The organism is Paenibacillus sp. 2TAF8 (assembly GCF_052114825.1).
Taxonomy (GTDB): domain Bacteria; phylum Bacillota; class Bacilli; order Paenibacillales; family Paenibacillaceae; genus Paenibacillus.
In genome coordinates this window covers 1-363 of record NZ_JBFRFN010000081.1, presented here as the reverse complement: position 1 = coordinate 363, position 363 = coordinate 1, and the positions used below count along the sequence as shown (strand labels likewise).

Genomic DNA, 363 nt, shown 5'->3' with positions numbered 1-363 from the left:
TACTATTACAACAACTCACCTAACAAGATGAGGTTTCAGGTTCATTATCAGGTTTGGATATCTGCTCACGTAGCGAAGGGGACGGAATCGATTCTGAAGAAGCGAAGCGCTCGCCTTTATCGCCGGATTTTCCCCTTTGAGAAGGGGATCGAAAAAATCCGGAGATAACAGCGATCAAAAGAACGATCCGAACACGGAGCGTCCACTCAAGCCTTACTATTACAACAACTCACCTAACAAGATGAGGTTTCAGGTTCATTATCAGGTTTGGATATCTGCTCACGTAGCGAAGGGGACGGAATCGATTCTGAAGAAGCGAAGCGCTCGCCTTTATCGCAGAAGCGAAGCGCTCGCCTTTATCGC

The 363-nt window shown here is 47.4% G+C and carries 1 protein-coding gene; it reads left to right on the top strand.

Annotation, left to right across the window (positions count from 1 at the left end; genetic code table 11):
* Window positions 1–136: 136 nt before the first annotated feature.
* The coding region (locus AB4Z30_RS30120) for a hypothetical protein (protein ID WP_441931235.1) at window positions 137–363 on the top strand (227 nt) is incomplete at its 3' end.